Source organism: Roseibium aggregatum IAM 12614, assembly GCF_000168975.1.
Taxonomy (GTDB): Bacteria; Pseudomonadota; Alphaproteobacteria; order Rhizobiales; family Stappiaceae; genus Roseibium; species Roseibium aggregatum.
This window is the reverse complement of record NZ_AAUW01000004.1, coordinates 147,917-172,651: the sequence shown is the minus strand read 5'-3', so window position 1 is coordinate 172,651 and position 24,735 is coordinate 147,917. Positions and strand designations below refer to the sequence as shown.

24 protein-coding genes are annotated in these 24,735 nt (G+C 56.6%); 11 read left to right on the top strand and 13 right to left on the bottom strand.

All coding sequences use genetic code 11. The features are described 5' to 3' along the window. The first annotated feature begins 267 nt into the window (after positions 1 to 267). The 3 genes from SIAM614_RS06945 to SIAM614_RS06935 all read left to right on the top strand — a co-directional run bounded on the left by SIAM614_RS06945 (position 268) and on the right by SIAM614_RS06935 (position 3,642). A complete protein-coding gene (locus SIAM614_RS06945; RefSeq protein ID WP_006933158.1) occupies positions 268 to 1,302 on the top strand; it encodes a cysteine synthase A in 1,035 nt (344 codons plus the stop codon). Positions 1,303 to 1,328: 26 nt separating this feature from the next. Next, the gene (gene cls, locus SIAM614_RS06940) at positions 1,329 to 2,843 is read left to right on the top strand and encodes a cardiolipin synthase (protein ID WP_006933156.1); all 1,515 of its coding nucleotides are present in this window, start codon (positions 1,329 to 1,331) and stop codon (positions 2,841 to 2,843) included. A gap of 154 nt (positions 2,844 to 2,997) precedes the next feature. After that, positions 2,998 to 3,642, top strand: coding sequence for a LysE family translocator (locus tag SIAM614_RS06935; protein ID WP_006933155.1), 645 nt, complete (start codon positions 2,998 to 3,000; stop codon positions 3,640 to 3,642). A gap of 59 nt (positions 3,643 to 3,701) precedes the next feature. On the opposite strand, the gene SIAM614_RS06930 is transcribed toward SIAM614_RS06935, so the two are convergent. Next, positions 3,702 to 4,763: a helix-turn-helix domain-containing protein gene (locus tag SIAM614_RS06930; RefSeq protein ID WP_006933154.1), complete on the bottom strand. Its 1,062-nt coding sequence runs from the start codon at positions 4,761 to 4,763 to the stop codon at positions 3,702 to 3,704. A 26-nt stretch (positions 4,764 to 4,789) separates the two neighbouring features. Between SIAM614_RS06930 and SIAM614_RS06925 the strand changes: the two genes are divergently transcribed. From SIAM614_RS06925 to sseA, 4 genes are all read left to right on the top strand, one after another. After that, a complete protein-coding gene (locus SIAM614_RS06925) occupies positions 4,790 to 5,281 on the top strand; it encodes a hypothetical protein (protein ID WP_157139721.1) in 492 nt (163 codons plus the stop codon). A gap of 143 nt (positions 5,282 to 5,424) precedes the next feature. Further along, on the top strand, positions 5,425 to 6,141 hold the full coding sequence (locus tag SIAM614_RS06920) for an alanyl-tRNA editing protein (protein WP_040439571.1): 717 nt from the start codon (positions 5,425 to 5,427) through the stop codon (positions 6,139 to 6,141). Positions 6,142 to 6,167: 26 nt separating this feature from the next. Beyond that, on the top strand, positions 6,168 to 6,641 hold the full coding sequence (locus SIAM614_RS06915; protein ID WP_040439492.1) for a GFA family protein: 474 nt from the start codon (positions 6,168 to 6,170) through the stop codon (positions 6,639 to 6,641). Positions 6,642 to 6,650: 9 nt separating this feature from the next. Next, positions 6,651 to 7,496, top strand: coding sequence for a 3-mercaptopyruvate sulfurtransferase (gene sseA, locus SIAM614_RS06910; protein ID WP_006933150.1), 846 nt, complete (start codon positions 6,651 to 6,653; stop codon positions 7,494 to 7,496). 15 nt (positions 7,497 to 7,511) lie between these two features. Here sseA and SIAM614_RS06905 read toward each other — a convergent pair whose 3' ends face one another. Both SIAM614_RS06905 and SIAM614_RS06900 read right to left on the bottom strand, forming a co-directional pair. Next, entirely contained in the window at positions 7,512 to 8,852 is a 1,341-nt protein-coding gene (locus SIAM614_RS06905) for a globin-coupled sensor protein (protein WP_006933149.1), read from the bottom strand. A gap of 284 nt (positions 8,853 to 9,136) precedes the next feature. Continuing rightward, positions 9,137 to 9,970, bottom strand: coding sequence for an HD domain-containing protein (locus SIAM614_RS06900; protein ID WP_157139720.1), 834 nt, complete (start codon positions 9,968 to 9,970; stop codon positions 9,137 to 9,139). Positions 9,971 to 9,999: 29 nt separating this feature from the next. Between SIAM614_RS06900 and SIAM614_RS06895 the strand changes: the two genes are divergently transcribed. Continuing rightward, positions 10,000 to 10,632 carry a TetR/AcrR family transcriptional regulator gene (locus SIAM614_RS06895; protein WP_006933147.1) on the top strand — a complete coding sequence of 211 codons (633 nt, stop codon included), beginning with the start codon at positions 10,000 to 10,002 and terminating at the stop codon, positions 10,630 to 10,632. Here SIAM614_RS06895 and SIAM614_RS06890 read toward each other — a convergent pair. The 5 genes from SIAM614_RS06890 to SIAM614_RS06870 all read right to left on the bottom strand — a co-directional run bounded on the left by SIAM614_RS06890 (position 10,615) and on the right by SIAM614_RS06870 (position 15,835). Beyond that, entirely contained in the window at positions 10,615 to 11,319 is a 705-nt protein-coding gene (locus SIAM614_RS06890; RefSeq protein WP_040439491.1) for a TIGR02117 family protein, read from the bottom strand. The two genes, SIAM614_RS06895 and SIAM614_RS06890, sit on opposite strands and share 18 nt — an antisense overlap. A 17-nt stretch (positions 11,320 to 11,336) precedes the next feature. Further along, complete coding sequence (locus tag SIAM614_RS06885; RefSeq protein WP_006933145.1) at positions 11,337 to 12,140, bottom strand: amino acid ABC transporter ATP-binding protein; 804 nt, start codon at positions 12,138 to 12,140, stop codon at positions 11,337 to 11,339. Between the two features lie 69 nt (positions 12,141 to 12,209). Beyond that, the gene (locus SIAM614_RS06880) at positions 12,210 to 13,361 is read right to left on the bottom strand and encodes an amino acid ABC transporter permease (protein WP_040439490.1); all 1,152 of its coding nucleotides are present in this window, start codon (positions 13,359 to 13,361) and stop codon (positions 12,210 to 12,212) included. A 12-nt stretch (positions 13,362 to 13,373) separates the two neighbouring features. Continuing rightward, the gene (locus SIAM614_RS06875) at positions 13,374 to 14,579 is read right to left on the bottom strand and encodes an amino acid ABC transporter permease (RefSeq protein WP_006933143.1); all 1,206 of its coding nucleotides are present in this window, start codon (positions 14,577 to 14,579) and stop codon (positions 13,374 to 13,376) included. Between the two features lie 236 nt (positions 14,580 to 14,815). Further along, on the bottom strand, positions 14,816 to 15,835 hold the full coding sequence (locus SIAM614_RS06870; protein ID WP_031268586.1) for an amino acid ABC transporter substrate-binding protein: 1,020 nt from the start codon (positions 15,833 to 15,835) through the stop codon (positions 14,816 to 14,818). Positions 15,836 to 16,303: 468 nt separating this feature from the next. Here SIAM614_RS06870 and metC point away from each other — a divergent pair, with 468 nt between their 5' ends. Continuing rightward, entirely contained in the window at positions 16,304 to 17,482 is a 1,179-nt protein-coding gene (metC, locus tag SIAM614_RS06865; protein WP_006933141.1) for a cystathionine beta-lyase, read from the top strand. A gap of 28 nt (positions 17,483 to 17,510) precedes the next feature. Here metC and SIAM614_RS06860 read toward each other — a convergent pair whose 3' ends face one another. The 4 genes from SIAM614_RS06860 to SIAM614_RS06845 all read right to left on the bottom strand — a co-directional run bounded on the left by SIAM614_RS06860 (position 17,511) and on the right by SIAM614_RS06845 (position 21,359). Beyond that, on the bottom strand, positions 17,511 to 17,825 hold the full coding sequence (locus SIAM614_RS06860) for a lipid-A-disaccharide synthase N-terminal domain-containing protein (RefSeq protein ID WP_006933140.1): 315 nt from the start codon (positions 17,823 to 17,825) through the stop codon (positions 17,511 to 17,513). A 63-nt stretch (positions 17,826 to 17,888) separates the two neighbouring features. Then, positions 17,889 to 18,650, bottom strand: coding sequence for a glycosyltransferase family 2 protein (locus SIAM614_RS06855; RefSeq protein WP_006933139.1), 762 nt, complete (start codon positions 18,648 to 18,650; stop codon positions 17,889 to 17,891). Beyond that, complete coding sequence (locus SIAM614_RS06850) at positions 18,647 to 19,558, bottom strand: phosphatase PAP2 family protein (protein WP_006933138.1); 912 nt, start codon at positions 19,556 to 19,558, stop codon at positions 18,647 to 18,649. Before SIAM614_RS06850 ends, SIAM614_RS06855 begins: the two co-directional genes overlap by 4 nt. Next, positions 19,542 to 21,359 (bottom strand): ArnT family glycosyltransferase, encoded by a 1,818-nt coding sequence (locus SIAM614_RS06845; RefSeq protein ID WP_006933137.1) that lies wholly within the window; start codon positions 21,357 to 21,359, stop codon positions 19,542 to 19,544. The genes SIAM614_RS06850 and SIAM614_RS06845 overlap by 17 nt, the downstream gene beginning before the upstream one ends. 180 nt (positions 21,360 to 21,539) lie before the next feature. Here SIAM614_RS06845 and SIAM614_RS06840 point away from each other — a divergent pair, with 180 nt between their 5' ends. Both SIAM614_RS06840 and SIAM614_RS06835 read left to right on the top strand, forming a co-directional pair. Continuing rightward, positions 21,540 to 22,376 carry a phosphodiesterase gene (locus tag SIAM614_RS06840; protein WP_040439488.1) on the top strand — a complete coding sequence of 279 codons (837 nt, stop codon included), beginning with the start codon at positions 21,540 to 21,542 and terminating at the stop codon, positions 22,374 to 22,376. Beyond that, the gene (locus tag SIAM614_RS06835) at positions 22,376 to 22,924 is read left to right on the top strand and encodes a CAP domain-containing protein (RefSeq protein WP_006933135.1); all 549 of its coding nucleotides are present in this window, start codon (positions 22,376 to 22,378) and stop codon (positions 22,922 to 22,924) included. The genes SIAM614_RS06840 and SIAM614_RS06835 overlap by 1 nt, the downstream gene beginning before the upstream one ends. A 154-nt stretch (positions 22,925 to 23,078) precedes the next feature. Here SIAM614_RS06835 and SIAM614_RS31135 read toward each other — a convergent pair whose 3' ends face one another. Beyond that, positions 23,079 to 24,488 (bottom strand): YcaO-like family protein, encoded by a 1,410-nt coding sequence (locus tag SIAM614_RS31135; protein ID WP_081455204.1) that lies wholly within the window; start codon positions 24,486 to 24,488, stop codon positions 23,079 to 23,081. Positions 24,489 to 24,735 lie beyond the last annotated feature (247 nt).

Here is a 24,735-nt window from a genome sequence, read left to right as displayed (position 1 = left end):
ACGACAAGCAACAAAATTCGGATCAATAAATATACCAGAATTGTTGGAAATAGAATTTTAGTGAGCAGCTTGGCCGGAACAACTGATGGCGCGTTTTTGACGCCAGAGGGAAAAGTAAACCTGATTGTCTTCTGGTGCTGGCAATGCCCCTTTGAACCCTTACATTGCGACCTTGATCAAGGCCCTTCAGACCTTTAGCGTCCTGGGCTCATCAGATTTCTTCTGTCCGGTCAGTGCCACCGGACCAGATCAGCCGGGAAAGAATAAATGTCTGTGTCCGCTTCTGTTGTCGATGCAATCGGGAACACGCCCCTCATCCGTCTGAAAGCGCTGTCCGAGGAAACGGGCTGCGAAATTCTCGGCAAGGCCGAGTTCATGAACCCCGGTCAATCGGTCAAGGACCGCCCTGCCCGGCAGATGATTCTCGAAGCGGAAGCCCGGGGGGATCTGAAACCTGGCGGTGTGATTGTAGAAGGCACTGCAGGCAACACTGGCATTGGACTGGCACTTGTCGCCAGTGCGCGCGGCTACCGGACCGTGATTGTCATTCCGGAAACTCAGAGCCAGGAAAAGAAGGACATGCTGCGCCTGTGCGGTGCCGAGCTTGTCGAAGTTCCAGCCAAGCCTTTTTCCGATCCCAACAACTACCAGCACGTTGCTCGACGCCTTGCCGAAGAGATGGCGCGAAGGGAAGCCAACGGCGTCATCTTTGCGGACCAGTGGAACAATCTCGACAACCGGAAAGCCCATTTCGTAACGACCGGTCCTGAAATCATGGCACAAACGGGCGGCCGTGTTGACGGCTTCATCTGTGCCGTCGGCTCCGGCGGTACGCTGGCCGGCGTTTCTACCTATCTTCAGGAAAACAAGCCCGGCGTTGTCATCGGCTGTGCCGATCCGCGCGGTGCTGCGATGCAATCGCTCTTCACTACTGGCAAGGCCGTTGCCTCTGAAGGCGGATCTGTTTCCGAAGGTATCGGACTTGGCCGCAGCACTCCGATCGTCGGCGACCTGAAAATCGATCATGCCTACACCATTCCCGATGAAGAGGCCCTGCCTCTGGTCTTCGACCTCGCCGAGAACGAAGGTCTCCTGCTGGGCGGATCTTCAGCGATCAACCTTGCAGGCGCACGGCGTCTTGCGCGCGAACTCGGTCCAGGCAAGACGATCGTGACCATCCTGTGCGACCACGGAACGCGCTACCAGTCGAAGCTCTACAATCCGGACTTCCTCAGGTCGAAAAACCTGCCCGTTCCTGAATGGCTGGAACGCAAGGTCACGATCGAGCCTCCGTTCGCCTGACCATCAACACCGGGGGGTGACATTTCATGAGTTCGGAAGAGCAAGCACTGGCACAAGGTGGAGATGCAGCGGAAGCGGTTATCCGCGATGCCGTAACCGATGCCGGTGTTCTGGATGTCATGGCAAACAATCTCGGACTGGTCGCGGCATTTGTCGCGATCATGTATGTGACTGCAGCTATCTGCGCGGTACGGGAGGTCATGAATTCCAGGACATCCCAGGGATCTGTCGCCTGGTTGTTGTCCCTCTTTTTCATGCCCTACCTCACGGTGCCGCTCTATTTCGTATTCGGGTGGCGGTCCTTTTCCGACTACGAGAAGATCCAGGCGACCCTTGGCCGGGCGGAGCGTGCCAGGCGCGCTGATGAGCTAGGCCTGACCGATCACGTGGAAACAAGAGACTGGCCGGTTCTGTCCCGCGTTGCCGGCGTGCCCTTCATGGCCGGCAACAAGACAGATCTTCTCATTGATGGCGATGCCACCTTTAGTGCCATAAAGGAAGAGATCGCAAAGGCCAGAAACGTCATCTTCTTTCAGTTCTTCGCCATTCATGACGACGAACTGGGGCGAGAAATGGCCGATGCCTTGATCGCTCGTGCCAAGGACGGCATTACAGTCTATTTCCTCTACGATGATGTCGGCAGCCATTCTCTCTCGAAGGATTATCTGTCCCGCCTGAAGGCTGCCGGCGTCAAGGTTTGCGGGTTCAACGAAAACCACAAGTTCCTGCGCCTGCTCGGGCCGATGCGCCTGAACTATCGCAATCACCGTAAACTGGTTGTCGTTGACTATCGGGTGACCTTTGTTGGTGGACACAACGTTGCGGACCAGTATGTGGGCCGGGACAACTGGTTTGGTCACTGGCGCGATACGCACGTGCGTGTCGAAGGACCGGCCGCAGTCGCCTGCTCGCTCTCCTTCGTGGAAGACTGGCTTTGGGCAAGCGGCGAACGCATCGACCTTCCCCAGGTCGGCGAGATCCCGATGCCGGGCGACGAAGCCGTGCTGGTCATGCCCACCGGGCCAGCTGACAAGCTTGAGGAATGTGCACTGGCCTTTGTCGAAACGGCCGCCCGCGCACGCAAGAGGCTCTGGATCACGACGCCGTATCTGGTGCCTTCTCTAGACATTCAGACAGCGCTCTGTTCAGCGGCCATGCGCGGTGTGGACGTACGTGTTCTGATGCCGGAAAAACGGGACCACTGGACTGTCTGGCTGGCAAGCCACGCCTATGAAGACACTCTGGTGCAGCGCGGGGTTAAGGTTTACCGCTACATTGACGGCTTCCTGCATCAGAAAGTCACGCTCATGGACGATGAGCTTGTTTCCATCGGCACGGTGAATTTCGACAACAGGTCTTTCCAGATCAATTTTGAGCTGACTCTCTGGTTCACCCATCCACGCACGATCAGCAACGTCGAACGCATGCTGGAGACCGATTTCCAGAACTCACGTCTGACCTGGCCTGACGCGTTCCAGTCACGCAGCTATGTTTTCCGTGTATTGGCCCAGGGAGCCCGGCTGTTGTCTCCGATCCTTTAAAACAAGTCGAGGCGAACGAATGCCAGGCGAACAGTCAAATCCCCCGTTCTGTACGTTTTCATCAAGGGCGCTGAAGGTGACTGGTCCGTGCTGGTGCCGTTGAGGGGAATGATTTAAACATCTGTCAGACCAACTTCACCGGCATTTGCAAACCATGGCTTACCTACCGGACTACACGACCCTGCTTGCGTTCACAGCCGCGGCATTGGTTCTGGCGCTAACACCCGGACCCGACATGACGTTGTTCATGAGCAAGACGCTGACACAAGGGCGCCGTGCCGGCCTTGCTGCCGTGTTGGGAGCCACCTGCGGATTGGTCGTGCACACCGTTCTCGCAGCCATCGGTGTTTCGGCCCTGCTCTCGGCTTCAACGGTTGCATTTGCCGTGTTGAAAATCGTCGGCGCTGCGTATCTGATCTGGCTGGCTGTCCAGGCTGTCAGAAGTGGGTCAAGCCTGGCACTCCAGGCAGTTTCCACTAAGAGACAGCCCTTCCACAGGGTCTGGTTACAGGCACTTGGGATCAACATTCTCAACCCCAAGATCGTCCTCTTCTTCGTGACCTTCCTGCCTCAATTCGTGAGCGCGACCGATCCGCACGCGACGGGCAAACTCATGTTCCTCGGCTTCTACTTCGTCGCGCTTGGCATGCCGATCTGCACTGCAATGGTTCTTGGTGCGAGTGCCTTTGCTCGCTTCCTGAAAACCTCACCCAAATTCATGCGTGCCTTCGACTGGGCCTTTGCGGGCATCATGGGAACCTTCGCCATGAAGCTCCTTGTGGCCAAGGCAAATGAGTGATCCCCAAGCGGGCCGCGTTTCGTCGTTTACTTTGACCCGCCACGCCCTGGCACCATTTTCTAGCGTGCCAGCAACTCTCTGAGACCTGCGGGGGTCAGTTGCGCCATCTTGCGAAAGTCCCGGCTCATGTGATGCCGGTCCGAATAGGAAGCCTGATAAGCTACGTCATCCAGGCAGCAGTTTCCGGCCGCCAACAAGCGCGTTGCCTTGCGCAAACGGACGAAACGCACCAGTCTGGCATAGCCCAACCCCGCCTCCGTCAGCCGACGGGAAAGACTTCTTGGCGATAATCCGAGTTCAGCGGCTGTTGACGTCAAACCTGGGTGCTCCCCCTCTGACCTTTCAAGACTCCCGACAATCCGTTCCAGTAGACGGTTTGCCCCAGGGCCCGTTTGCCTGTTCACAAGATGGCAGAAGGAAAGGCTACGAGCAGGTGGCATCAACCCTGCGTCCCCTTTGAGCCCGGGAGTATCTTCTGACAGAACGATCAGGATATCGCTGTCGAAGTCTATTCCGTCTCCGAGAAAGGTACCGAACCGGTACATCGGATAGGAAGCACCACCACGTGTTACGGACCAGATGCCCTGAATATGTATGCCGGCGCTTTCCAACGTTCCTGTCGCGACCCCGGCCAGCATTGCAGGTCCGAAGGGTTTCTGGTTCGCCGGGCGCACCTTGTAGGGAGACAGGACCAGCGAATTGCACTGATCAGCGACAATAAACTCCTGTCTGGCAAAACTTTCTTCAAAGCGTATGGACGACTGCAACGCCAGTACACCCGACCATCTTCGGACCAGGCCCGAAACACTCTGCGCACTTGTCAGAAGGTGACTGATCACATCGAACCCTGAAGGCCGCCCGAGCGCACGTGCCAGACCAAATACCGCAGCGCATCCGCGCGCCTCGTAGAGCATGCCGATACGAGACAGTGCGTCCTTGGCATCAGGGTCCTGTTGAGTGCACCTTGCATAAACATCCGGAAACCGCGCCTCGGCTTGATGCGCAAAATGTTTCAGCCACCAGTTCCAATACGCCGAATAGGCTTCGCCGAGCGGCTCGTTGACACGCAGATTTCCAACGTTACTGCGCGGCTCATGACAAATTTTGGCGTCGATATTCACAGGCCTTCTTTCGACCGTGTTGCAGGATGCAAGGTGCCCTTAAACGAAACCAAGGGTTTAGCGCAAATGCAAGCATCGAAATCGAGGGGAACATGCGCAAATTGAGAACAGGCCTGCAATGGTTATCCTTGGCAATGCTGACAACACTGTCCGCGTACACTTCCGCACTTGCCGATCCGGCCAACCTGACGGTGGCCGAGATCGACGAGATGATGTCGGGTAACTCCATCCACGGCTTCTTTCCGGACGGCGTGACGGAGTACAAACAGAACAACCACGCCGATGGAATTGCCGTTGTCGTCGTCAAGGGAGACAAGATCCGGAACATTCCGTGGGAGGCTGTCGAAATGGAAGGGACGGGACACTATTGCGAAGACTGGAGCGGCGATGGCTGGGGCAAGCTTTGCTTCACGGTAACGCGTGAAGACACCACCAAACCGGTCTTCACAAATGCAAAAGGAAAATCAAACAGCCAGAACTGGACAAAAGGTTTTGTCGATCTGAATTTTGCTGACTGACTTTTCTTTCAATCGAGAATGACGCCCGCGGTCCGACAGGATTGCGGGTGTTGGTTTTTCAAGCCCAGGTGGACGTGAAATAGACCTTGCGCGGAAGGCTGATCGTTGTTCAATTCAACGCTCTTCAGTACAGGGAGTTCAAGATGACCACACCATTGTTTCGCGACGACGCCTACCTCAGAACCTGTGAAGCTGAGGTGATCGGTGTGAACGAGCGAGGCGGTATCGTACTGGACAGAACGGTGTTTTATGCCACTGGCGGTGGCCAGCCCGGCGACAGCGGCGCCCTGGAACTGGAAGACGGCACGAAACTCGAGATTGCCACTGCCGTCTATGAAGAGGACAAGAAGACCATTGTCCATGTTCCCTCTGAAGGACAGAACCTGCCTGGCACTGGTTCTCGTGTGACAGCCCATATCGACTGGGCAAGGCGCTACCGGTTGATGCGTATACACACTGCCCTGCATCTTCTGTCCGTGGCCTTGCCCTTTCCCGTTACCGGAGGTCAGATTGGAGATCCGGAGGGTCGGCTCGATTTCGACATGGGTGACGAGACGATCGACCGGGACGCTCTTGTCGAGAAACTCAACGCACTCGCGTCCGGAGACCATGAGGTCACCACTCAGTGGATCACCGATGAAGAACTCGACGCCAATCCGGGTCTGGTCAAAACCATGTCGGTCAAGCCGCCACGCGGGTCGGGCAAGGTCAGGTTGGTCAGGATCGGTAGCGATGTTGACTTGCAGCCTTGCGGGGGCACCCATGTGACCAGAACATCTGAAATCGGAGTGCTTGACCTTGGAAAGATCGAAAACAAAGGCAAGCAGAACAGGCGCGTTCGGATTCGCCTGACAGATTGACCGCGTGAACGATTGGGGAGGTAAGCATGAGACTAACCGGTAGCTGCAGATGCGGTGCTGTTTCCTTCGAAGTGGAAAGCAGGACGCCCTACCCGTACATGCGGTGTTACTGCTCGATCTGTCGAAAGACCGGTGGCAGCGGTGGTTATGCAATCAACCTCATGGGAGATGCGGGAAGCCTGAAAGTGATGGGTGCAGAGACGAAGGCCATCTACAACGCTGTCATCGATGGCGAGACCAGTCCCGCGGAACGTCATTTCTGCAAGGAATGCGGATCTCATCTGTGGGCCTGGGATCCGCGCTGGCCGGAGCTTGTGCATCCGCACGCAAGCGCCGTCGATAGCCCCTTGCCAACACCGCCTGAGATTGTCCATATCATGCTGGCGTTCAAGCCTGACTGGATAGAGGTGCCGAACGGTCCCGGACATGTTCATTTTCAACACTATCCGGACCTTTCCATCGAGGACTGGCACAAGTCCAAAGGCTTGCTGGAGACCTAAGGAGCCCAAATGACCGACCATCCTCTCGTATCGACCCAATGGCTGGACGATCATCTCTCCTCGCCCGATCTGATCGTGATCAATGCCTGGATGCCGCCTGTTACACATCCGGACGCTCCGCCCGTCTATCCGAACGCCCATATTCCCGGCGCGGTCTTTTTCGACGTCAACGAAATATGTGACAAGTCGTCGGACCTTCCGCACATGCTGCCTGCTCCACACGTGTTTTCGTCAACCATGCGGAAAATGGGCATCGGCGATGGCCAGACACTCGTCGTCTACGACGATTTCGGTTTCTATTCCGCACCACGCGTCTGGTGGACCCTGCGCAGCATGGGCGCCGAGCGGGTGTATGTCCTTGACGGCGGATTTCCGAAATGGCGCGCGGAAGGACGGGCGTTCAATGACGACACCCCACGCCGTGTTCAGAGTCATTTCTCATCTCGACTGAACCATGGCGCGGTGGCAGATCTCGATCACATCCGCTCAACAATCGCAAACGGATCTCGACAGATCCTGGATGCCCGGTCCGCAGAACGGTTTGCCGGAGAAGCTCCCGAGCCACGTCCGGGCCTTAAATCCGGACATATGCCAACAGCGCTCAACCTGCCCTTCACCCAGCTTATCGCGGAAGATGGAACCTTCTTGCCGAAAGAAGAACTGGCAAAAGCATTTCAGGAAGCTGGTGTGGATCTTGAAAAGCCCGTTACAACGTCTTGCGGTTCGGGTGTCACCGCAGCGATCCTGACACTTGCGCTGACCGTGCTGGGTGTCCGCGATCTCGCGTTGTACGACGGCTCCTGGGCGGAATGGGGAAGCCGGGACGACACGGATGTCGTCACCGGCGCAGAGTAGCCCTAGGCGGCCTGCTCAGGTTCCGGTCTTCAAGGTTTCGAAGAAGTCGCGGATCTCATCTGAAATCGAATTGGTGCTCGACGACATTCTGCTGGACGCTGTCAGCAGACTGTCGGCGGCCTGGTCTGTCGCATTGATGGCTTGTTCGACCCCGCTGATGTTCTCATCCAGGGTTTGCGTGCCGGACGCCACAGTCTGGATACTGTGGGAAATTTCCTGTGTCGCGGCCCCCTGCTCTTCAATTGCGGCGGCAATGGAAGAAGTCATTTCGTCAAGCTGTTTCACCACTTCGGAAATCGACTGGATGGACGCAACGGCATTGTCCGTCGAGCTTTGAATCTCGGTAACCTGCTGGCTGATTTCTTCGGTTGCCTTCGCGGTCTGCTCCGCCAGGGTTTTCACTTCGCTGGCCACCACCGCGAAACCCTTGCCGGCATCCCCAGCACGGGCGGCCTCAATCGTGGCGTTGAGGGCCAGCAGGTTGGTCTGTTCGGCAATCGCCTGGATAAGTCCGATCACATCGCCAATCTTCTGTGCGGCACCTGCCAGGCTCGCGACCTGAATACTCGACTGTTCGGTACCTCCGGCTGCCTGGCTTGCAATGCGGGACGCGCCGGCAATCTGTTTGGAAATTTCCTGAATTGAGCTGGAGAGTTCCTCCGTGGCTGAAGCCACGGTTTGCACGCTCACGCTGGAGTCTTTCGAGACATGACCGGCATTTTCAACCTGGCTTCTCGCGGTCTGCGATACGCTCGTCAGATGCTCGGCCTCACCTGCGACACTGCGTGCGCCATCTTCAACATCAGCGAGTGGCTTCTGGACACCTTTCTGAAATTTCTCGATGGCCTCGTTCAAACGTTCCGTTTGTGCAGCACGTTCGAGAAGGAGCTCCTCTTCATAGGTCGAAATCGCGAGATCCATGTCCAGGAAGACAGCGGCTGTCACGTCGTTCAACAAAACAGTCAGGTTCTGAAATGACCGTCTGTACTTGCGTGTCAAATGCGCGTGGAGATGACGCAGGACGTACAGATATCCCGCGATGTACCAGCGTGGCTCCAGGCCAATGCGACAATGCACATGTCCGATCTGATTGATGCTTTGCTGGTAGCCCTGATCGAAGCCCGATGTGAACAGTTTCTTCCAATGTCCCTTTTGGGCCGAGACCAGCCGGGGCTGATGCGTTCCGACCAGAGCGGCGAGATTCGGCTGGGTTTTGATGTGCTCGTAGAACCCTTCCAGCACATCATCCAGCACGGGCTCGATCACAGGCCACAGCTTTCTGAGAGTTTCGATTGTCGCCTGGTCAATCTGGGCGAATTTTAAACGGGTTTGAAAATCGTAATCCTGGTCGCTCATGGCACGTCACCTTGATAAAAGCAGACCAAACGTCATCCGAAAATCCTAAATAAACCATAAATTGTAGTTTTACGTACGACATAGTGACAATGATCGACCAAGCCACGACGCAAACAGGATCGGAATAATTACCTAACACCTGCGTTTTGGCGGCCTTTTAGGCCCCAAATAGCCGACGGCGAATCTTCCCGAGACAAAAGACAAACACAACCCTAAAAAGAAAAAACAGCCCTGAATCAGCGCGTCACGGTTGTAAAACCCTATACGAAATCACCCGGCTGAGGTCATACGCTCAGCCTGTTCGCCTTCTTGCGCGAGGGCTCAAGTTTGATCAGGAAGTCCGCTCGCGTTCCAGGAAGGTGATGGCCAGGCCAGATTTCCAAAGTATCGGCAAGATTGCCTTTGGGATGTCGTGCGGAGATGTCCTTGCGAACTTCCGGCGCAATCCTTCGCCGCCCCATATCGAACACGTCGCACATTGCCCCGCGAGAAAGAAGGTGAGCTTCGGCACCGTAAGTCTTTTCGGACACGTATCCGTTGAGATGAAGTCCGATGGCATCGGCAATCCGGTGTACCTTCGCCCGGTCATGTCCCTTGCCGATCAGATGGTGCTGGCATCGCTCTGCGCCATGAACCACGAAGCAACAGTCCCTCGGTTCGCTGCTGCGGCCGGAGGCCAGGCCAACGTCATGCAGTATCGCGGCACAAAAGAGGATTTCCCGGTCCACGGTGAGATTCCGATAACCACCGAGCAACATACCGAAATAATACGTCCGCCAGCTATGTCGCATCAGGTCCAGGTTTTGCACTTCATCCGCGAAATCAAGCGCATCATGGACCAGTGCCGTTTCCGGTGGCTGCAAGCCCTCAAGTTCTGCGCCGTGGGTGTTGATTAGCCCGACGCTTCCTTTCAGAACATCCAAAGCTTCCAGCATGCCCATCCGGCCCAGGTTCGTGAGAATTCTCAGCTTTTCAACCTTGGTCAGCCGCCCCTTGCTAAATTCACCCTGCTGTCTACCCCAGGCCAACGTCCCCATGTCTGCTTTGATTTCTGGCATTTTCCAGCACATCTCTATTCCATGTTCCATTTTTGTACCATATCGCACAAAAATAGACATGTCGATAATTATGTGCGAATTGGTATGAAATGAAGACTGAAAGCAAACGCGGACGTCCGCGTAAATTCGATGAAGACGTGACTCTCGACCGCATCATGCTGGTGTTCTGGCAACACGGTTATGCTGCCACCAGTCTGGATCAGATTGCCGAGGCTACCGGCCTCAACAGACCGAGCCTTTACGCAGCTTTTGGCAGCAAGAAGGACATGTATCTCAAGGTGATTTCTCGCTTTGCAGACCAGATGCAGGCCTATTTGCACGAGGCGGGCCAGTCGACAAGCGGACTTAAACCCAAACTGAAAGCCATCATGGCGGCGGCAATCGACCTTTATTGCGGCAAGTCTTCATTCTGCAACGCTGCATATGGATGCCTGGCGATTTCCACCCTTACGACAGAAGTGGCTGACGACCCCGATTTCAAAACCATGATGGAACACATCGTTCAGCGGATGGATCAGGGGTTTACCGATCTGATACGCGCAGAGACAACGGGAACCGTTCCGGAGGCAAGCGTGCGCTTTGCCGCCCAGCATTTGTCCCTGATCCTGCATGGTCTTTCAGTGCGCGCCCGTGCCGGCGAATCGCGAGCGGCACTTCAGGAGTTGGCGGAAGTTGCTGTGGACCGGCTTGCACCGGAACCAGCGTCAGATTCCGTTGTGTAAATCCAGCGACCAGTCGAGCATTACAGGAAGCGGTGTCCACAGGCCTGTCTTCAGCCCTGCTCGCCTCAACATGACGGCCGTCCAGGTGTTGCAGCCCATCAATGCATTGAAACCACCCACCGCGGGAAAGAAGATATCGTGGGCGTCGTAAGCACCGTCAGGAATGGCCTGCGGAGCCCCCTTGTCATTCGCTTGGAAACTGGCCTTGATATCGACGACCAGTTCATTGAATTGTTGCTCGCTGAGGTAAAGTTCCCTGACGCTGTCCAGATCAAGGCGAATATCCCCGGTGCGACGGACATGCATGACTGAGGCGTCCCAGGTCAATGCGTCGATTACCGGCCCCGGCTTCAGATCTCCCCAAGTAGGCGTTTCGATATAAAAGGACCGCCCTCCCCAACCGAATGCGACCCAAAAGACACCCGGATAATCGAGGTCCAGACCGGCATCGGAAATGAAGCCGAACGCCTCCAGAACATCAGGATCAGCAGGAAGAGCAATATCCGTATGAATAGGGTTGCTCAGGACAAGAATGCGCCGGCCATCTGCCGGCACTAAAGGAGCATCTTTACCCGGCTCAACACCGAATAAAGGCCTCGGAACAAATGTTCCGAGGCCCAAAGCCAGGATGATGGCGCAAACAGCAAGACATATTCCAGTCAGAGTCCTGCGCAGCAGTTTCAGCATCTTTTACCGATTGCAGATCAGTGGTGCAGGATCTGGCTCAGGAAGAGCTTTGTGCGTTCATGCTGCGGATTGGTGAAGAATTCTTCCGGTTCGTTCTGTTCCACGATCTGTCCTGCATCCATGAAGATGACGCGGTTGGCAACCTTGCGCGCAAAACCCATTTCGTGGGTCACGCACAACATTGTCATGCCTTCTTCGGCGAGGCCGACCATCACGTCCAGAACTTCCTTGATCATTTCCGGATCAAGTGCCGACGTCGGCTCATCGAACAGCATGATCTTCGGGCTCATGCAGAGGGAGCGTGCAATGGCAACGCGCTGCTGCTGACCACCGGACAATTGTCCAGGATATTTGTTGGCCTGCTCGGGGATCTTGACGCGCTCCAGATAGTGCATCGCGATCTCTTCAGCTTGCCTCTTGGGCATCTTCCGAACCCAGATTGGCGCCAGCGTGCAGTTTTCCAGAATCGTCAGATGCGGGAACAGATTGAAGTGCTGGAAGCACATGCCGACTTCCCGGCGAATTTCGTCGATCTTCTTGAGATCGTCCGTCAGTTCGATACCGTCGACAAGGATCTGCCCGGCCTGATGTTCTTCCAGGCGGTTGATGCAACGGATCATGGTGGACTTGCCGGACCCTGACGGTCCACAGATAACAATACGTTCGCCGCGCATGACCTTCAGGTTGATATCGCGCAGGACGTGGAAATCCCCGTACCACTTGTTCATGTTCTTGATTTCGACGGCCACATCCGTGTCGGAGATGGTCATTCTGGTGCGATCGGCTGCGAGTTCCTCGTCGCGTACAGCGTGTTCAGACATATTTTTAAACTCCAAGAAGGTCCTCTGGCCGGGGCGCCGCGGTTCATCGCGCGCCCCGGATGTGGTTTGCTAACGTTTGTGCCCTGTATGCAGCTTGTTCTCCATGAAGATGGAGTAGCGCGACATGCCGAAGCAGAAGGTCCAAAACACCACTGCAGCGAACAGGTAGCCCGTATGACCGGTGCTGGGGGTGGACCAGGTCGGGTCCGTGAAGGACGACTGGATCTGGCCAAGAAGGTCGAACATGCCGACGATCAGAACCAGGGTCGTATCCTTGAACAGGCCGATGAAGGTGTTGACGATGCCGGGGATTACGAGCTTCAGAGCCTGCGGCAGGATGATGAGATACATCATCGGCCAGAACCTGAGCCCGAGAGCCATAGCGCCTTCGTATTGCCCTTTCGGAATTGCCTGCAAGCCCCCGCGAACCACCTCGGCCATGTAGGCAGCCGAGAAAAGTGTCACGCCGATCAGCACGCGCAGCAGCTTGTCGAATGTCACACCATCCGGCAGGAACAATGGCAGCACCACCGAAGACATGAACAGAACGGTGATCAGCGGAACACCACGCCAGAACTCGATAAAGATGATCGAGACCAGCTTGATAATCGGCATTTTAGACCGCCGCCCAAGGGCCAGGGCGATGCCAAGCGGCAGCGAGGCAACGATGCCGGTTACCGCAATGACAAGCGTGACGAGCAAGCCCCCCCAGACGGCAGTTTCCACAATCGGGAGGATAACCACATCTCCGAAGACCAGACCGGTCAGCAGGTAATAGGCAACGATCGGGAAGACGACCAGGAAAAGGATCGCGTTGATTTTCTTGAACGGCGCGTTGGGGATCGCCAACGGTATAAGCAACGCCGCGAACAGGAAATAGACGACGTTCACACGCCAGACTTCCTCGGTGGGATACCGGCCATAAATGAACTGCGGGAAGTAGGCTTCCACGTAAGCCCAGCAGGCACCGCTATGGCCGCCCTCCTGCGGAAGGCAGGCTTCGCGGTTCTCACCGGTCCAGACAGCATCGATGAATGCAAACTGGATCAAGGGCGCGATGAGCGAATAGGCAATCAGGATGCCGATTACCGTCAGAACCGTGTTTCCTATTGATGAAAACAGGTTTTGACGCATCCAGCCGATGACACCGGTGGTCGAGATCGGCGCCGGCAAACGCGGCGCTTCCTCGGTTCTGATATGAAACAGATCAGTATTAGCCATTGTGCGCGCTCCTTACCGTTCCACGAGCGCCATGCGCTGGTTGTACCAGTTCATGAAGGCCGATGTGATGAGGCTGAGCGACAGATAGACAACCATCCAGATGCCGATGATTTCAATCGCCTGGCCAGTCTGGTTGAGCACCGTTCCACCCATCGAGACAAGATCCGGATAGGCGATGGCGACAGCCAGAGACGAGTTTTTGGTCAGGTTGAGATATTGGCTTGTCAGCGGCGGAATGATCACCCGCATCGCCTGCGGAATGACAACCAGTCTCAGGGTCGGTCCATTCCGCAACCCAAGAGCATGCGCCGCTTCCGTCTGACCGTGACTGACCGCCTGGATCCCTGCACGCACAATCTCGGCGATAAACGATGCTGTGTAGATCGCCAAGGCCGCGGTGAGAGCCAGAAACTCGGGAATGACGTTCAATCCGACATTCAACTCGAAGCCCTGACGCAGGATCGGTCCGGTTTCTACGAAATTCGGATGTTCCAGGCTGATCGGCATACCCATGACAAAGTAGGTCAGTATGGGCAGCATCAAGATCAGTCCGAGACCGGTCAGGAAAGATGGAAACGGCTGACCGGTGGCTTCCTGGCGTTTGCGTGCCCAACGTGCCACGAGGAACGCAGCGGCGATCCCGATTAGCAATGCGTAACCAACCCATTCAGACCCGGTTCCCATGATCGGTTTGGGAAGCCTAAGCCCGCCGATGTTCAGATGAAACGTGTCGAAAAGCGACCATTTTTCACGCTTACTCGGGATCGACCGCAGCACCGCGAAGTACCAGAAGAAAATCTGCAGGAGCAGCGGGATGTTGCGGACCAGTTCGACGTAACAATACGCCAGACGGTTGATGACCCAGTTGTTCGACAAGCGGGCGATACCGATGATGAAACCGATCACCGTGGCGAAGAAGATGCCGACGCCCGCCACAAGAAGCGTATTCAGGAAACCAACGAACAGCGCCCGTCCGTAACTCGATGTCTCCGAGTACTCAACCAGCGACTGGTTTGTTCCAAATCCGGCTGTATTTCCAACAAAGCCCCAACCGGAGGCGATATTCTGCCTTTCCAGGTTGGCTATCGTGTTCGTAACGATGACATATCCCAAAGTCACCAGCGCGACGACCAGAACAAGCTGGTAAAAGATGCCGCGCGCTTTGGGATCGTTCAACAGCGAAGCACGCGCCGGCGCCCCCGCCGAGTCCTGCTCCATTACTGACATAGAACCTCGCCCAAGTTTTCACGAAAGAGCCCGGCCCGAAGCCTCTCCTCAATCGCGTCCGACCTGCTTCCTGGCCGCACATTGACGGCACTCCCCTATCGACGGAAGCGGTCTGTTCCCCCACGCGGTTGCCGGGTATGTGGTCCGGTTTTTATTGCGTGGAATTTATTGAGGGTTCCGGCAGAATACTCCGCCGGAACCCCTTCAATCCTCAAAAAAGAAGAGGATTAGCGGACCGGCGGAGCGTACATGAAGCCGCCGTCGTTCCACAGAGCGTTAACGCCGCGGGAGATGCCGAGCGGAGTGTCCGGACCAACGTTAGCGTTGAAGGACTCTTCGTAGTTACCGACATTCTTGATGATGGCGTAGGCCCAGTCGTTCGGCAGGCCGATAGCTTCACCAAATGCGCCTTCAACGCCCAGAAGGCGCTTGATGGACGGGTTGTCGGAAGACTTCATCTCGTCAACGTTTTCAGAGGTCACGCCGAGCTCTTCAGCGTTGAGCATCGCGTTCAGCGTCCACTTGGCAATGTTGAACCATTCATCGTCGCCCTGACGGACAACCGGGCCTAGCGGCTCCTTGGAGATGATTTCCGGAAGGACCATGTGGTCGCCCGGGTTGGTCAGCTTCAGACGCTGTGCATACAGGCCGGACGCGTCAGTGGTGTAAACGTCGCAGCGGCCGGCGTCATATGCAGCCACAACTTCGTCAGCCTTTTCAAAGGCGACGATTTCGTACGGCATGTTGTTGGCGCGGAAGTAGTCGGCAACGTTCAGCTCAGTGGTGGTACCGGTGTTGGTGCAGACCGAAGCCCCGGACAGTTCCAGTGCGGAGGTCACGCCCAGGTCCTTGCGAACCATGAAGCCCTGACCGTCATAGTAGTTCACACCGGCGAAATTCAGGCCCAGCTGAGTGTCGCGGGACATGGTCCAGGTGGTGTTACGGGACAGAACGTCAACTTCGCCGGACTGAAGCGCGGTGAAGCGCTCTTTAGCAGACAGCGGAGTGTATTTAACAGCGGAAGCATCGCCGAACACCGCTGCAGCCATAGCGCGGCAGTAGTCAACGTCGATACCGGTCCAGTTCCCCTGAGCATCCGGGTTCGAGAAGCCCGGCAGGCCCTGGCTCACACCACACTGGATGAAGCCCTTTGCCTTGACGTCTTCCAGCGTCGTTGCACCAGCAGCCGTCGTCGCGGCGACTCCCATAGCAGCGCCGATTACGAGCGGAAGGAATTTGTTGGACATGGATATGCAGCCTTTATTTGTTACCCATAGTTTTATTATGTCGGGTTTGTTTGAAAGACATCTTCTCCGTCTCTTAATTTCGGACGGATACCAGCCTTAACGGCTGCTTCCTCCAGACATCTTTCGTTCCACCCAACACTTCCATACGATGGCATTTAGCTGTTCGGGTCAAGTACTTGCTTCAGATATCTCGTCAAATTTCTCCAGCTGTCCGCCATTTGCCATCGGCGCGGATGCACAAACAGCGAACATGTCTAAATCGAAATCATTGAATGCCTAAAAAGGGTTCAATCCATTTAGACGAGACCTTCTACGGGATAATGTTGATAGAAATTTCTTCGATTATGGATGCCGGCAACCACGTTCGAAATGCCGGTTGCGACCATGACGCGAATGACTAAAGTGTGCCCTCGGCGACCGGTCGCTCATGGCCGCGCTGTCCTACCACGCACATACCCAAGAGCATTCATGTCTTCCACCAGTTCCAAGCAGCCGCTGAAGCAAGATACCAAGCTTGCACATGCTGGGCGCGACCCGCTTGCATTTCACGGTTTCGTCAATCCGCCTGTCGTGCACGCTTCGACTGTTCTTTACCCCGATACCAAAACCATGGTCACGGGCGGCCAGACTTACTCCTATGCCCGCAGAGGCAACCCGACGACCGATTCCCTTGAGGGGGCGATGAAGGAGATCGAGGGAGCTGCCGGGGTCAAGATCGCAAATTCCGGGCTGAACGCCATTGCGCTGGCCATTCTGTCCTGCGTGAAAACCGGCGACCACATCCTGATCGCCGATACCGCTTACGGACCGACCCGCCATTTCGCCGACACCGTTCTGCCTGGTCTCGGCGTTGCCGTGACCTACTACGAACCTCAGGTAGGCAGCGGAATCAAAAGCCTGTTTCAGGACAACACGACCGCCGTTTTCACGGAAGCCCCCGGCTCGCTTACCTTCGAGATGCAGGATATCCCGGCGATTGTCGCTGAAGCGCGCCCCATTGGCGCCACCGTCCTGATGGACAACACCTGGGCCAGCCCGCTTTACTGCCAGCCACTGTCCTTGGGCGTGGACCTGTCTATCCAGGCCGGGACCAAATATATTGTCGGTCATTCCGACGCCATGCTGGGTACGATTGCTGCAAGCGAACGCGCCTGGGAAAAGCTGGATACGCTCTGCGGCGCCATGGGATGTCATGTTGCGCCGGATGACATCTACCTTGGCCTGCGCGGCCTCAGAACGCTTTCCGTGCGCCTTGAAAGGCACCAGCGCAATACGCAGGCCGTGCTTGGATGGCTGAAGGATCAGCTGCATATCGGCCGTATCCGGTACCCTGGGCTTGAGACCGATCCCGGACACGAACTTTGGAAACGCGATTTTTCCGGAGGTTCGGGACTATGCGCCTTCGACTTCAGCGACGGGACGACCCAGGAACAGGCGTTTGCCTTTCTGGATGCACTGACGCTCTTCGGTCTCGGTTATTCGTGGGGCGGCTTCGAAAGTCTTGCAATTCCGGTTCGCCTGAAGGGCTCGCGGACGGCCACGCCGGTGGACCCGGATCTGCAATCCGTTCGCCTGCATATCGGCCTGGAAGACCCGCAAGACCTGATTGACGACCTCGATCAGGCCCTGACGAAAGCATTCGGCTGAACAAATGCGATATGAATGGCGGAACGGCTCAGATCGTCGGGTCGTTCCGCTTTTCCTTGAAGATCAGCCACAGGTTCCGAAAATAGATCAGAAGCCCCAGTCCCTGCCCCGCAATGAAGACAGGGTCCTGACGTTGAACGGCGTAGATCAACAGCAGCGATCCGCCGGCAATGGAGAAGAACCAGAAGGCGACGGGTACAATCGAGCGGCCGACCCGCTCGGATGCGATCCATTGAATTACGAAGCGCATCATGAACATGCCCTGGGCAAAGAAACCGAGGATGATCCAGAAATCGAATTGCGCGATGAAAACCGTGTGGATCCAATCGTAAAGAGCGCTCATGTCTCACGTCCAGTCAGTGGTTTGGCAGGTCGGCGGGCTTCTCCACCCGGATTGGGGCATTAATCAGGTCAGCGGCCGGACATCGGGAATTTTTTTGCGGCGTCGGCGCAGCCACCACACTCCGAAGAGATCGAGTACGCCAACAAGGGCTCTGTCGAAAATCCCGTATTTCGACGTTCCGTGACGCCGTTGCCGGTCCTGAACGTCGATGTGTGTAACACCGTAGCCTTCGCGGATCACCAAAGCGGGCAGGAAGCGATGCCAGCTATCGAAATACGGAAGTTGCAGGAACACCTCCCGCCGCAAGGCTTTCAGGCCGCAGCCGCTGTCGCGGGTGTTATCCCGCAGGATCGCACCACGCAGCTTGTTGGCGAATTTCGACGCGTACCGCTTGGCAAGGCTGGCCTTGCGGCCTAGTCTCTGTCCGGCGGCTAGGGCGACCGCAGGTCCTGCAGCCTCGAGCGCGTCCAAGAGTGCCGGGATATAGGCAGGATTGTTTTCACCGTCGCCGTCGATGGTCGCAACGACATCGCCCCGCGCGTTCAAAAGGCCGGTGCGCACGGCGCAGCTCTGGCCGCAGGATTTTTCGTGTCTGATGGGCCGCAGCCAGTCATGGGTGGCCGCGTAGTCCTGCAACACGATATCCGTGCCGTCGGAGGACCCGTCATCGATTACGATAACCTCGAAACGCCTGTTCTTGAGGGCCGCCTCGATTTCATCCAGCAAGATTGGCAGATTCTCGGCCTCGTCCTTGGCTGGAACCACGACCGTGACAGCGAGCGTGCCTTTGCTGGCCGCCAATGCCTCCAGATAGCTTTGTGTCATGCACTTGTCCGTTCTGTCGTGTCTGCAGCGTGGGCGTTGACCTCCACACGGCCTGCACCGCGCTGGCCGCGCAACACCTGCCACACAGCCCGCACACAGGCCTTCGCAGACAGGGCATTCATGTTGGGCTCGATCTTTCCGGCGGAAGACAGGTGAAAGCCGATCCGGCGCCGGGCCATGGCGCGAACCGTGAAAAAGGTGAAGGTCATTCCCAGAAGCGTACCGGCGATGACGTCACTTGGATAATGCGCACCAACCATCACGCGGCTGAAGGCAAGCCAGAAGCCCGCCACGATGATCAGCCAGCGATAGGCCGGAAAAATGAACGCCAACGCGGTCGCAAGCGCCGCAACGGTGGTCGAATGTCCGGAAGGGAAGCTGGTGAACGTGCCGTCGAAGGCCAGAAAGTCGAACCGGATTGGGCCTACTTCCTCATACAGCTTTGGGCGGGCACGACCAAGCGACCACTTGAAAACGATGGCCAAGAGACCTGTGGCAGCGACGGAATAGAAAATGAAGGCTGCGTAGGTGAACACGGCTCCGATCGCCATGCGCAGGCGAAACGCGTAACGCCCCGCATCCAGCGCCAGCAAAAACAGACACGCGAAACCGGTGGACACCAGGATCCAGTCGGCCTTGCCGATATCCGTGAAGGTCCGGAAGGCGGCCCTGTACTCGCCCGGCAAGGAGCGCAGCCATGGATAGGTCGGCACGTCGAACGCAACGACCGCAATACCGACCGTCAGCAACAGGACTGCAAGAATATCCTGTGGCCTTTGCCCGGGAGGCAAAGGATCCCTGTTGTGGTGCACACGTTCCCTGCGACCGGAAAACAGTATTGCAGCCCGCCGGGTATTCCCGCGCATGCGCGCCAGAACATGCCAGACAAATTTACTGCTGTTGCTCATTGCCGTCTTCTGAAACCGCCGTCGTCACGGACTTCCGATATAGCCCGATATCGACATCGTCCCCGCCGTTGATATTGAGGCCGTCTACCCTTTTTACAGCCTCCGGCACAAGACCAATCTCCTTTGCGGCAGCCAAAAACGCTGGTTCTTCCCGGCTTTCGACAGCCGCAATGCGGCAGGTATCCGCGTTACCGGCCTCATCGGCCGCCAGAAAGGCAGCAGCGTGCTGCGCAGAAACGATCTTTGTCGTCGTCCCTTCCAGGAAAATGAAACTGGGTTCGTGAAAGCCGGTGGTCACGACCAGACGGTCCGACTTGTCTGCGCAGCCGGGGATCTCATCCATGGCCGCGACAAGCCGCGGACTGACCCAAATGGGCGTGAGAGCCGGCCCAACGAAGCCCCAGAAGCCGATACTGACGCAGACAGCCGTCAAGCAGATGGCAGGATAAGCATAAAGAGCCGGGCCTCGCAGGAGGCGGGACGCTGCAGCAATGGCAAAAACAGCACCCAGAGAAAGCAGAACCGCTCCGGGAGGTGATGGCCAGATACCCAGCGCGATCGGACCGGCAAAGGCGGCAGCCGCCAACCCCAGGGCTGGGATTGCCAGCAGCAGCGCAGCCACCCAACGCAGCCAGGTTTTAGCATTGGCACCAGCGCCTTCCATCAAGGCAGCGGCAACCGGCAACGCCAGGGCGGGCAACAGTGGCATCGTATAGTGCGGCAACTTCGTTGCGACCAGTTCGAAGACAATCCAGCTGGGAACGAACCAGGCCACGGTAAACGTCACCAGCGAGCTTTTCCGCTCGTGCCAGATCAGTGGCAAGGCGAGCAGGAGGAATGCAGGCAACGGCCAGAAAATGCCGAACATCGCTCCGAGATGAGTCAGCGGCGGCGCTCCATGACCCTCCTGCCCCTGCCCGACCTTGCCGAGTAGGTCCTTGCCTATCGCTTCGGTAAAGAACGTGCCGTCGGTCGCAAGCCAGATCGCCACGAACCAGGGGGAAACGAGCAGGACGAACCATAACACTCCGAAGAGAGGAGCGGTTCCCTTGAACCAGGCAGCCTTCCGCTTCAGCAGCATGAGACCGACCACCGTAAGGCCGATCACCATGGGCCCGACAGGACCTTTGATGAGCACACTGCCTGCAAGCGCGGTCCAGAACAGGAACCCAAGTCCCCATAACCTTTTGTCCGGGTCTTTCAGCCAGATCCGCGCAAGCGCGCCTTGGGCGATGATGATGGTTGCAAACAGTGCCGCATCAGTCTTCGCCAGCCGCGCCTCGACCCCGACGATAATTGCCAGCGCCACAAACCCGGCTGCCAGCAGCGCGCCGGCGGGTCCCATGAATGCCCGGGCAAGCCAGAAGGTTGCCAGCACACTTATCGTGGCGGCTATGATCGAGGGCAGTCGATAGGCCCAAAGCGGTGCACCCGGTCCCTGCCCGGTCAGCTTAACCGCCGCGGCCTGAAGCCAATAGATGCCGACCGGCTTCTTGTGCCTGGCCTGATCCTGAAAACGAATATCGATGTAATCGTTCGTTTCCAGCATCTGCTTGGTTGCCTGGGTGAAGCGGGGCTCATCCCTGTCAAGCGGAGGCACGGTCCATTGCCCCGGAGCGAACAAAACAAGCGACAGAAGAAGCAAAAGGAACGGAGCCGTGATGTCATGCCCGAAAATGTGAAGCCAGACCGGCTTTCGGAGCGGTGCAGCCGGTGGGCCGTCAGCCATATCCTTGCGATCGGTATTTGCGGCAGATCCGCTTGCTGCCTCGGGCTTGTGATCGTCGCGCGTGTCCGACATCAACTTTCTTGTCCAGTTCCTGCGTCCGGTGTCCTGCGTTGGGCGGCCCGCCCCAGTCCGCCTGTTTCTGAACGCTTCTCCTACATGAGCTTTTCAAAAAGGGAAACTAGTGCTTGCCCTCTTCGACTGCCCGGTTATCGTCCGGGCAGAACATCCAACTGACGAGTCACAAGGTTTTCCATGACATTGATTGCTCATATGACAGACCTGCATCTGCGTCCAAGGGGGCTCGCCTGCTATCGCGTCTCCGACACCAATATGCTTGCAGAGCGTGCGATCCGGTCGTTGCAGAGCCTCACACCGAAACCCGATGCTCTCGTCATTACCGGCGACATTACCGACGGAAACGATCCTCGGGAATATGCGCTGGCGCGCTCTATCCTGTCACGGGTCGACATGCCGGTTTTTCTTGTGCCGGGGAATCACGACGGCACACAGGTCATGCGCCGTGAACTCGCAGGCTTTCCCGGTCTCGCCGGCAGCCTTGACGACAAGATCTGCTACACCGCAGACATCGCAGACATCCGCCTGATCGCCCTTGACACACACATCCCCGGTGATCCGCGAGGACGGCTCGGGCAAGCGCAGCTTGACTGGCTTGACGGTCAATTGAAGGAAAGCAGCAAAACGACTCTGATTGCCCTCCATCATCCTCCTGCTCTCTCCGGGATCCGCCACATGGACGATATCGGACTGGTGGATGCCGATGCACTTGCGGAAGTCGTTTCACCACACAGGCATGTTGCCCGTTTCCTGTGCGGTCACCTTCACCGCCCGATCATCGCAAGCTTTGCCGGAAAGGTCATGACACTAGCCCCCAGCACCGGGCACCAGGTCGTTCTCGACTTGACGGAAGACGGGCCGGCTATGTTCAACTTCGAGCCTGCAGCTTATTTTCTGCATTATCATTCGCCAAAGACCGGTGTTGTATCTCATATGGCCTATGTGGAAGCGTTTCCAGGGCCTTATCATTTCTATGCCGATGAAGGCGTGGTCTGGCCGGGAGATGAAGCCTGATGTCAGCAAATGCGCTGCAAAAACGCATTATTTCGGTATTGCTGTTGATCGTGTTTTCGGCAGCGCTCAGCGCGTGTGGCGCACTGCCCGGAAAAAGCGACCTGGAAGACAAGACGGTGCTGACGGACCAACCGGTCGACAAGGCCCAAATGCTGTCGATGATAAACAGCTATCGCCAGCAAAAGGGCCTGCCCGCTTTGCGCCACGACCCGGAACTGGATGCGGTTTCCCAGAAAATGGCCCGGCATATTGCCGAACGCGACAGCATGGACACCTGGGCACACAGCGCGTTCGGGCTTTCTCAAAGGCTCGACAAGGCAGGGTACGCCAATTACGCGGGGGCGGAGAACCTCGGAGCCGGGTACGCGGATCTTTCAGCAGCGTTTAGAGGCTGGCAGGGATCCGAAGGCCACAACAAGAACCTTCTCAACCCCTACGTGACGCGCGTGGGCATCGCCAGAACCAACCGGAACAACGGAAAGTGGCGCAATTTCTGGGTGATGACGCTGTCCCGCCCCTATGCAGATGGCCGACCGACAGTCCGGTAAGCAGTTTTCTGGAAAAAGGGCGGAGCGAGGCTCCGCCAAAAAGGTTTCTTCCAGAGTTTGGATGACCCAGTCGCCACCCGGACGCCCCGATTCAAAAAAATATGAATGCGGAACTCATATTTTATTAGTACCAGCCATGCGCCCTGTCAATTACTCAGAACGGAAACGGCCGGATGGCAAATTCTGGCTCCTTGGCAGGCGTTTGGCGCAATCCACGTTCGACAACCCCGTGGAACAACCTTTTCTTGCCGAACCGCGGTTCCCAGGTACAAAGCTCGGCAGACATCAATTTTATGCAGGGAATTCCAAGATCTTGCCGTGTTGCATCAAATTCCCAAAGACCGATCCCACGATCGAAGCAGCTTTGCAGCAATGCTTCGAAAGAGGATGTCGTCAGCGCAGCCGTTTCGCTTAAGGCAGCTGCGTCCTTCAACGGCAGGTCTTCAAAAATCACACGTTCTCTGGCATATGCCAGTTGCCTCGGCGGCTGCTTGGGAGTCTCATCTGACTTGCCTGTGACAGGATAGGCCTTGTTCATCAAAGTCAGTGCGTTTTCAGATTGCAGCATCTCCTGAAGTGCGCCGACAGATGCCTGCGCGATGTCCCAGCCGGCAGAGGCCCCAAAAGCACAGCCTTTGCCATATCCGTCATGAGAGACAGCCATCACCACCTGAACTGCCAGGTCCGTCTCGACGTGATACAGGCCCCACGCCCGCGGCTGATCGTTCAGATAGTGTGTCAGTTCAGGCGGGAGAACTTCGCTCAAAAGGCCTTCCGGCAGAGCACTTATCCCCAGGCGGTTGTACCAGGCTTGCGCCATGGCATCACGCTCAACGAGTTCCAGAAGCGCACGCTTTCGAGCTCCCTCAAGATCATGCCAGACAGCACAACCGACGCTCGTCGCAAAGGGCAAATGCCTGCCCGTGGTTTCATCGACTTCCTGGAACAAAACTCCCAAACTCAGGCACTGGGCCATCTCACCTGTTTGCAAGTTTCGCAGCCGAATTCTCCTGTCAGACAGGCTGCCCCAGTCAGATGACCTTTCACCTGTGCCTGGCACCCTATTGCCCAACTCACGGAAGGCAGAGCTCGCCTGGCTTGCACTCAAGCCAAGCAGAGAAACAAAATCTACCTGCGGTTGATTTTGGTCGAATTCAACTATCCGACTATCACGAGCCCCAAGACTACAAAGACTTAACCTTTCCGACAGCTCACCAAGACAACCCAAAGCTGCATCCGCCATAGTACCCCCCTGCCCACCAGCAGGAATTGCCGGAATATCGAGCCCGACCATCAACTCCGCTACATCCTGCGATTTTAGGAGCCCGGTACAAAAAAACACCGGACATCCCGGGCGTGACACGGGAACAAGCCTCGGGGCATATGCCGATAGCAACCTGGAAAACAGAGGCAGGTCCGGTTCAGTCACCAGGGGCGCTCCTTTCCCGTTTTCAACTTGCGTCGAAACGAGACCCAGCCTCGTCAGGTCTGCGAGAACAGAACTGGAAAAATCGCTTTCAATATTCATTTCGATGACAGGTTGAGCATCGACAAGGCCGGCCACCGACGACCAATGTTTTGAAGGTTCTTTTTACTACACCTCACCCTGCAATTGCACCTTGCGTATATTAACAAAACCGCCATTGAGTGAGTTAATCCCCTTGTTCTACATTCTTCCGGAAAGCAGTCAATCAGTAGTAAATACACCTTATACATAACTATTTACTAAAGTTTGACCTAATTTCAAAGATGCCAGGTGACCATCCCACCACCAGGCAAGGTACATTGCAACTTAAACTACCGGAGGCTCA

What these genes read in the sequence shown, in the direction of transcription:
- SIAM614_RS06945 (WP_006933158.1), top strand. Translation starts at nt 268, where the DNA reads ATGTCTGTGTCCGCTTCTGTTGTCGATGCAATCGGGAACACGCCCCTC.
- cls (WP_006933156.1), top strand. Translation starts at nt 1,329, where the DNA reads ATGAGTTCGGAAGAGCAAGCACTGGCACAAGGTGGAGATGCAGCGGAA.
- SIAM614_RS06935 (WP_006933155.1), top strand. Translation starts at nt 2,998, where the DNA reads ATGGCTTACCTACCGGACTACACGACCCTGCTTGCGTTCACAGCCGCG.
- SIAM614_RS06925 (WP_157139721.1), top strand. Translation starts at nt 4,790, where the DNA reads ATGCAAGGTGCCCTTAAACGAAACCAAGGGTTTAGCGCAAATGCAAGC.
- SIAM614_RS06920 (WP_040439571.1), top strand. Translation starts at nt 5,425, where the DNA reads ATGACCACACCATTGTTTCGCGACGACGCCTACCTCAGAACCTGTGAA.
- SIAM614_RS06915 (WP_040439492.1), top strand. Translation starts at nt 6,168, where the DNA reads ATGAGACTAACCGGTAGCTGCAGATGCGGTGCTGTTTCCTTCGAAGTG.
- sseA (WP_006933150.1), top strand. Translation starts at nt 6,651, where the DNA reads ATGACCGACCATCCTCTCGTATCGACCCAATGGCTGGACGATCATCTC.
- SIAM614_RS06905 (WP_006933149.1), bottom strand. Translation starts at nt 8,852, where the DNA reads ATGAGCGACCAGGATTACGATTTTCAAACCCGTTTAAAATTCGCCCAG.
- SIAM614_RS06900 (WP_157139720.1), bottom strand. Translation starts at nt 9,970, where the DNA reads ATGTCTATTTTTGTGCGATATGGTACAAAAATGGAACATGGAATAGAG.
- SIAM614_RS06895 (WP_006933147.1), top strand. Translation starts at nt 10,000, where the DNA reads ATGAAGACTGAAAGCAAACGCGGACGTCCGCGTAAATTCGATGAAGAC.
- SIAM614_RS06890 (WP_040439491.1), bottom strand. Translation starts at nt 11,319, where the DNA reads ATGCTGAAACTGCTGCGCAGGACTCTGACTGGAATATGTCTTGCTGTT.
- SIAM614_RS06885 (WP_006933145.1), bottom strand. Translation starts at nt 12,140, where the DNA reads ATGTCTGAACACGCTGTACGCGACGAGGAACTCGCAGCCGATCGCACC.
- SIAM614_RS06880 (WP_040439490.1), bottom strand. Translation starts at nt 13,361, where the DNA reads ATGGCTAATACTGATCTGTTTCATATCAGAACCGAGGAAGCGCCGCGT.
- SIAM614_RS06875 (WP_006933143.1), bottom strand. Translation starts at nt 14,579, where the DNA reads ATGGAGCAGGACTCGGCGGGGGCGCCGGCGCGTGCTTCGCTGTTGAAC.
- SIAM614_RS06870 (WP_031268586.1), bottom strand. Translation starts at nt 15,835, where the DNA reads ATGTCCAACAAATTCCTTCCGCTCGTAATCGGCGCTGCTATGGGAGTC.
- metC (WP_006933141.1), top strand. Translation starts at nt 16,304, where the DNA reads ATGTCTTCCACCAGTTCCAAGCAGCCGCTGAAGCAAGATACCAAGCTT.
- SIAM614_RS06860 (WP_006933140.1), bottom strand. Translation starts at nt 17,825, where the DNA reads ATGAGCGCTCTTTACGATTGGATCCACACGGTTTTCATCGCGCAATTC.
- SIAM614_RS06855 (WP_006933139.1), bottom strand. Translation starts at nt 18,650, where the DNA reads ATGACACAAAGCTATCTGGAGGCATTGGCGGCCAGCAAAGGCACGCTC.
- SIAM614_RS06850 (WP_006933138.1), bottom strand. Translation starts at nt 19,558, where the DNA reads ATGAGCAACAGCAGTAAATTTGTCTGGCATGTTCTGGCGCGCATGCGC.
- SIAM614_RS06845 (WP_006933137.1), bottom strand. Translation starts at nt 21,359, where the DNA reads ATGTCGGACACGCGCGACGATCACAAGCCCGAGGCAGCAAGCGGATCT.
- SIAM614_RS06840 (WP_040439488.1), top strand. Translation starts at nt 21,540, where the DNA reads ATGACATTGATTGCTCATATGACAGACCTGCATCTGCGTCCAAGGGGG.
- SIAM614_RS06835 (WP_006933135.1), top strand. Translation starts at nt 22,376, where the DNA reads ATGTCAGCAAATGCGCTGCAAAAACGCATTATTTCGGTATTGCTGTTG.